The 6,438-nt window shown below is 74.2% G+C and carries 4 protein-coding genes, 1 tRNA gene and 2 pseudogenes; 4 read left to right on the plus strand and 3 right to left on the minus strand.

The genetic code is table 11. The features are described from left to right. Positions 1-213 precede the first annotated feature (213 nt). Positions 214-1,002: a signal peptidase I gene (lepB, locus tag ABZW03_RS10945; RefSeq protein ID WP_355254846.1), complete on the plus strand. Its 789-nt coding sequence runs from the start codon at positions 214-216 to the stop codon at positions 1,000-1,002. Here lepB and ABZW03_RS10950 read toward each other — a convergent pair. The 3 genes from ABZW03_RS10950 to ABZW03_RS10960 form a co-directional block, all read right to left on the minus strand. Further along, positions 965-2,044 carry an EamA family transporter gene (locus ABZW03_RS10950; RefSeq protein ID WP_355254848.1) on the minus strand — a complete coding sequence of 360 codons (1,080 nt, stop codon included), beginning with the start codon at positions 2,042-2,044 and terminating at the stop codon, positions 965-967. The two genes, lepB and ABZW03_RS10950, sit on opposite strands and share 38 nt — an antisense overlap. A 127-nt stretch (positions 2,045-2,171) precedes the next feature. Then, positions 2,172-4,595 (minus strand): transglycosylase domain-containing protein, encoded by a 2,424-nt coding sequence (locus ABZW03_RS10955; RefSeq protein ID WP_355254850.1) that lies wholly within the window; start codon positions 4,593-4,595, stop codon positions 2,172-2,174. 224 nt (positions 4,596-4,819) lie between these two features. Then, positions 4,820-4,893 (minus strand) — tRNA-Lys (locus ABZW03_RS10960). A gap of 263 nt (positions 4,894-5,156) precedes the next feature. Between ABZW03_RS10960 and ABZW03_RS10965 the strand changes: the two genes are divergently transcribed. The 3 genes and pseudogenes from ABZW03_RS10965 to ABZW03_RS10975 form a co-directional block, all read left to right on the plus strand. Further along, positions 5,157-5,927, plus strand: a complete 771-nt coding sequence (locus ABZW03_RS10965; protein WP_355254858.1) for a DUF998 domain-containing protein — start codon at positions 5,157-5,159, stop codon at positions 5,925-5,927. Next, positions 5,924-6,334, plus strand: a pseudogene (locus ABZW03_RS10970) (alpha/beta hydrolase); the annotation flags it as partial. The gene ABZW03_RS10965 and the pseudogene ABZW03_RS10970, both read left to right, overlap by 4 nt. Positions 6,335-6,390: 56 nt before the next feature. Next, positions 6,391-6,438 (plus strand): annotated as a pseudogene (locus ABZW03_RS10975) (hypothetical protein); the annotation flags it as partial.

The following is a 6,438-nucleotide window of genomic DNA, read 5'->3' on the forward strand; positions in this document are numbered from 1 at the left end:
CCCGGGCAACCGGGACGCGCCCCGAGCGCCCCGAGCGGCCCGAGCAACCCCGAGCAATCCCGAGCGGCCCCCGGGACACCCCGGTGACGCCGGCCGTTGTCGGAGGCCGCTGTCGGGGGTCGATGTCGGGGGCGGCTAAATGACCGATTTCGTCAGGCTCCACGGTTGGCGTAGCGTGCAGATTTCCCCAGCCGGAGAGGTGGAGCAGCGACGATGGCGGTGAACCTGCCCGAAACGCCCAGCGGGGCCGGAGCCCCCAGCGGCTCCGCGTCGAACGCCCACGGGGTGTCCGGCGGCCGCGCCGAGGCCCGTCGCCGGGCGCGCGGTTCGCGCGGTCGCAAGGCCCGCCGCCCGGGCCGGCGTCCCCGGCCGTGGTGGATCGAGCTGCCGGTGATGGCGGCGGTCGGCCTGGTGGTCGCGCTGCTGATCAAGACCTGCTTGTTCCAGGTGTTCACCATCCCGTCCGGCTCGATGGAGAACACCCTGCGGATCGGCGACCGGGTCGGCGTGAACAAGCTGGCGCCGCTGACCGGCTGGGAGCCGGAGCCGGGGCAGCCCGTGGTGTTCAAGGACCCGGGGGGCTGGCTGCCGCCGCAGCCCACCGACCCGAACCCGGTCACCAACGCCGTGAGCTCGGCGCTCAGCTTCGTCGGCCTGGTGCCGCCGAAGGACGACAACTACCTGGTCAAGCGGGTCATCGCGACCGGCGGCCAGACCGTGCAGTGCGAGGGCACCACGCTGACCGTCGACGGGCGGAAGGTCGACGAGCCGTACCTGCACCCCGGGGACGACTCCTGCGCGGGGCTGGACTTCGGGCCGGTGAAGGTGCCCTCGGGCTACGTCTGGGTCGAGGGCGACCACCGCAGCGACTCCGCGGACTCCCGCTACCACCAGCACGGCCCGGGTGGCGGCGCCGTGCCGGTGGACAACGTGGTCGGCCCGGTGTCGGCCGTCGTCTGGCCGCTCAATCACCTCGACTGGTTCGGCTGGACCGGCCGCTGACCCCGGGCTCGGCGGCCACCCGGTCGGCGGCCCCAGGCCCCTCGGCCCCCGAACCCGAATTCGCGCCCGAAGCGCCCCCACCCGAGTCCGAGGCGCCCGAACCTGAACCCGCCTCCGCCGGCTTGCTGGCCTGCGCCGCGAAGGCGCCGGCCAGCACCAGCAGGCCGCCCGCGATCTGCGGCAGCCCGAGGTGCTCGCCGAGCAGCACCCAGGCCGTCACGGTGGCGACCACGGCCTCCAGGTTGGCGACCACCCCGGCGACCGGCGGCGAGAGGTAGCCGACCGAGATCACGCCGGTCAGGTAGGCGAGCACGGTCGCGATCAGCACCATCCACGCGGCCGGGAGGAACGCGGGCAGGGTGTGCCCGTTCATCACCACCGACCCGCCGAGCCGGCTCCAGTCGGCCTGCCACGGCCGGGTGAGGGCGGTGAGCAGCACCGCGCCGACGAGCAGCCCGAACGCGCTGACGGCGAGCGGGTCGACCGGGCGGTCGCCGTGCCGGCCGGCGTCGGCGAGCACGAAGTAGCCGACCTGGCAGACGGCCGCGCCGAGGGCGAACAGCACGCCCAGCGCATCGAAGCTCAGGCCGTTCCAGACCTCGACCACGCAGGCCAGCCCGGCCACCGCGACGCCGGCGCCGACGGCCGCGCCGCGGGTGATCGGCTTGCGCTGGACGAACTTCACGTAGCCGATCAGCAGTGGCGGCCCGAGGTACTCGATGAGCAGGGCGACGCCGACCGGGATGCGGGAGATCGCCGCGAAGTAGCAGGCCTGGACGCCCGCCACGGCGAGCAGGCCGAAGCCGAGCAGCAGGCCGGGGCGGCGCAGGACGGCGTGCCGGTGCCGGTAGGCCACCGGGAGGAGCCCCACCGCCGCCCCGGTGACCCGGAGCCACACCACGTGCAGCGGGGAGAGCCCGGCCTCTATCAGCGGTTTGGCCGCGGTGCCGGAGCCGCCGAAGGCGACGGCGGAGACCAGCGCCAGGCCGAGTCCGAGGGTTCGGCCCGAAGGGCGCGTGGGAGAGGCCGTTGATCTGTGCACCGCCGCATTGTGACAGTCATACGAATGATCGGGTAAGGCGCCATTCCGTCATTCGGTCCTGCCCGTACCTGTGCGGAATGGCGCACTCACCCTGCAACGCCGTCCCCCCTGGAACAGCCCGGACCCGTCAGCCCCCGGAGCCGGACGAGGCGCCCGCCCCCGCGAGCGCGTCCGTCCCGCCCGTGGGCTGGCCGGTCGGCTGCGTGGTCGGGGCCGTGGTCGGCTCGGTGGTCGGCGTCGGCTTCGGGGTGGGCCGCGGCGGCCTGGTGGGCTGGGTGGTCGGCTGCGTGGTCGGCGGGGCCGTCGGCGCGGTGGTCGCGCCGCCGTCGGTGCCGCCCGACGGGGTCGAGCCGGAGCCGTCGCCCGGCGTCGCGGTGGGGCCGGTGCTCGGCGCGCCGGTGGGGGCACCCGTCGACGGGGTGCCGCTCGGCGTGCTCGGGGCGGTCGGCAGGTCGGTGGCACCCGAGGAGTCGCCGCCGGCCGGGGTCGGGAAGTCGGCGACCGGCTGGCCCTTGAGCGCGGCCTTCATGTAGCCGGTCCAGATCTGGGCCGGGTACTGGCCGCCCGCCGCGCCGTCGATGCCGCCGACGCCGCTCAGGCTGACCTGGGCGCCGGTGCCCGGGTCCTGGCCGAACAGGGCGACCGAGGTGACCAGCTCGGGGGTGTAGCCCACGAACCAGACCGACTTCTGGTCGTCGGTGGTGCCGGTCTTGCCCGCCACCGGGCGGCCCAGCGCCTTCGCCCGCCAGCCGGTGCCGCCCGGGTCGCTCACCACGCCCTGGAGCATCGAGGTGACCTCGTCGGCGGTCTCCTCGCTGATCGCCTGGGTGGTCTTGTGCGCGGGCAGCGCGACGTTCTCGCCCTCGCGATCCACCGACTGCACCAGCCACGGCGTGATCTGCTTGCCGCCGTTGTCCAGCGTGGCGTACACGCCCGCCATGTCGAGCACGCTCGGGGTGGCCGCGCCCAGCGGGATGGACGGCACCGGGTCGAGGCCCGGGGTGTTGCCGGGCAGGCCCAGCGCGATGGCGGTGTCCTTGACCTTCTGGAGCCCGGTGTCCTGCGCGAGCTGGGCGAACGCCGAGTTGACCGACCAGTCGGTGGCCTGTTGGAGGGTGATCTGGCCGTAGCTCTTGTCGCCCTCGTTCGGTGGGGCGTACGGGGTGCCCTTGCCGCCGCGGACCTTCCGGCCGCTGGTGCCGTCGTAGACCGTGCGCGAGGTGACGGTGCGGCCGTCCTGGGTCTTGGCGTCGTTCTCGAAGGCGGCGGCCAGTGCGATCGCCTTGAAGGTCGAGCCGGCCTGGTAGTCGCGCCGGGTGGCGTTGTCGACGTAGTGCTTCACGTAGTCGACGCCGCCGTACAGGGCGACGATCGCGCCGGTCTTCGGGTCCACCGAGGCGGCGCCGGCCTGGGCGGCCGCGTCCTTCTTCCGCTTGTCCGGGTTCAGGGTGTCGTGCAGCTGGGCCTGGACGGAGTCCTGGAGGGCCTGCTGGCGGGCCGGGTCGATGCTGAGCTTGACCGTGTAGCCGCCCTTGGCCAGCTCGGTCTCGCTGATCACCCCGGTGGAGGTGAGGTACTGGGTGGCCGCGTCGACCAGGTAGCCGGCCTGGCCGGACAGGCCGGGGTTGGGCTGCGGGTCCCGGACCTCCGGGAAGGCGGTCCTCGCCCGCTCGTCCGCGTCGAGCCAGCCCTCCTTGACCATGCCGTCGAGCACGTAGTTCCAGCGGTTGACGGCGTTCTGCTTGCCCGCCGCGGTGGCGGTGGCCACGTCGTAGGCGCTCGGCGCGTTCAGCAGGGTGGCCAGGTAGGCGCCCTGGGCGGCGTTGAGGGCGGACGCGTCGACGCCGAAGTACGCCTGGGCGGCGGCCTGGATGCCGTACGCGCCGCGTCCGTAGTAGGAGGTGTTCAGGTAGCCGGAGAGGATCTCGTCCTTGCTCTCCGTGGCGTCCACCTTGATGGCGATGAACAGTTCCTTCACCTTGCGGGTGATCGACTGCTTCTGGTTCAGGTACGTGTTCTTCACGTACTGCTGGGTGATGGTGGAGCCGCCCTGGGTGCCCTGGCCCTTGGCGGTGTTGATCGCGGCCCGGGCCAGGCCCTGGACGTTGACCGCGCCCTCGTTGTAGAAGTTCCGGTCCTCGGCGGCCAGCGCGGCGTGCTGGGCGGCCGGGGAGACCTTGTCCAGGGTGACGTTCTGCCGGTTGGTCTGGCCGGTGCGGGTGAGCACCGAACCGTCCGAGTAGAGCCAGGTGTTGCTCTGGGCGGTCGCGGCGGCGTGCGCGTCCGGCACCTTCACCAGGGCGATCCCGAGCGCGAACAGGCCGATGCCGAGCAGCAGCGCCGATCCGAAGCCGAGCAGGGTCATCCGCCAGGTGGGTATCAGTCGGCGCCAGCCGGTGCGCTTGGGGCGGCGCGACTTCTTGCCGCCGGATCCGCCGGATCCGCCGGACGTGCCGGCGCCGCCGGCCGGGCCGGTGGAGCGCTTGAACCGCTTGACCGGGCGGAGACCGAGCGACGGCGAGCGGCGGCCGCTCTGGGCGTTTCTGGACAAAGCGCGGCCTTTCCTGCGGGCGCGTCGAAGCAGCCTGCACGGACGGGGACATCGGCGGTTGGGGACCTTTGTCCCGATTCCGGTTTTACTGCCCTGGACGAGCAGAACGGGCCGGATGGCTCCGGCGGATCGCCAATCGAGACCGACATCACACGCAAATCGGACGTCGGAGGCCAAAAAATCGGGGAGCCCCTCGCTGCTGCGAGAGGCTCCCCAACTGTCTGTGCGCCGCCAGGGACTCGAACCCCGGACCCGCTGATTAAGAGTCAGCTGCTCTAACCAACTGAGCTAGCGGCGCCTGCTGACCTGGAAAACAATACACGCTTCCGAGGGGTGCCTCCGACCACCGGCGTCGCGGCCGTCCGATCCGCCCCTTTCCTTCCGGTTGGGGTGGAGTTCGCCGCTGGTTAGGGTGGAACGGTGCCCAGCCCCCAGCCAGGACACCCCCGAGCACGACCCGGTCCGCCGGGCCCCCGCGGGCCGCGACCCGGCGGCCCGGGGCGCGGTCGGTCGCGGCGCGACCGACCGGGGCACCGCGCCGCGCGGGCGACGGTCGCCGCCCTGCTGCTGCTCAGCGCCGTGGCGTACACCGCCTGGGTGCTGGAGGTCGTGCTGAGCACCGGACTCGACCCGGTGCAGGCGTACATCAGCGAACTCGCCGCCGAGGACCAGCCGCTCGGCGGCCTGTTCCGGGCCACCGACCTGGCCGCCGGGCTCTGCCTGCTCGCCGCCGCCGGCACCGCCCTCGCCACCGGGCGGGTCGGGGCCTCCCGGCGGCACCGCTGGGCGCTGGCCGGCTGGTCCGCGCTGGCCCTGTTCGGCGCCGCGACCGCCGTCGACTCCCGGCTGCCGCTCAGCTGCGCCCCCACCAGCGACGAGATGTGCGCGGCCCGGGAGACCGCCGGGCTCGTCCCCGCCACCCACACCGCGCACGCCGTCACCAGCAGCCTCGCGATGGCCGGGGCGCTCGCCGCGCTGGTCTCGCTCACCGTGGCGGCCCGGCGTTACCGCTGGTGGGCGCCGGTGCGCCGGTTCGGGCCCTGGCTGCTGGGCGCCGAACTGCTCGCCACCGGCTGGAGCCTGGCCGCGATCGCCGCCTTCCAGGCCGGGCGCGGCACCTGGGCGCTCGGGGCCGGGCAGCGGCTGCAGGTGCTGCTGGTCGCGCTCTGGCTGGGCCTGCTGGCCCTGGGCGTCGCCCGCTCTGCCGGATCCGACCGATCGGCCCGAGCGAACCCGCCGAAGCCGCCGAACCCGCCATACGGGCTGGGCGGGCCGGACGAGGGCACCGGGGCGCGGCAGGCCGAGTCACCGCGGGAACGGAGGCCGACATGAGCACCCCCGGAACGGCGACCGGCGGCCCGGCGCGCTTCCTGCGCGTCGACGGCGTCCCGCTGCACGTCCGCGCCGAGGGCAGCGGCCCGGTCTGCCTGCTCTCCGGCGGCCTCGGCAGCAGCTGGTTCGACTGGGACCTGGTCGTCCCCTTCCTCACGCCCTTCCGCACCGTGGTCCGCTTCGACCGGCCCGGTTACGGGCTGAGCGCCGCCGAGCCCGCCACCGGGCGGCCCGCGCCGACGGCGGCCGGCGAGGCCGGGCGCATCCGGGCGGTGCTGGACGGCCTCGGGCTGCGCGAGCCCTGCACCGTGGTCGGCCACTCGCTCGCGGGCTTCCACGTCGAGGCCTTCGCCCGGCTGCACCCCGAGCGGACCGCCGGGCTGGTGCTGGTGGACGGCAGCGTGGAGGCGGGGGCCCGCCCGTACCCGGCGCCCAGGCCGTCCACCCCGGTTACGGCTTCCTCGCCGAGAACCCCGGCTTCGCCCGCGCCTGCGCCGACGCGGGCCTCGTC

The sequence above is a fragment of the Kitasatospora sp. NPDC004799 genome (genome assembly GCF_040609095.1).
Classification (GTDB): Bacteria; Actinomycetota; Actinomycetes; order Streptomycetales; family Streptomycetaceae; genus Kitasatospora.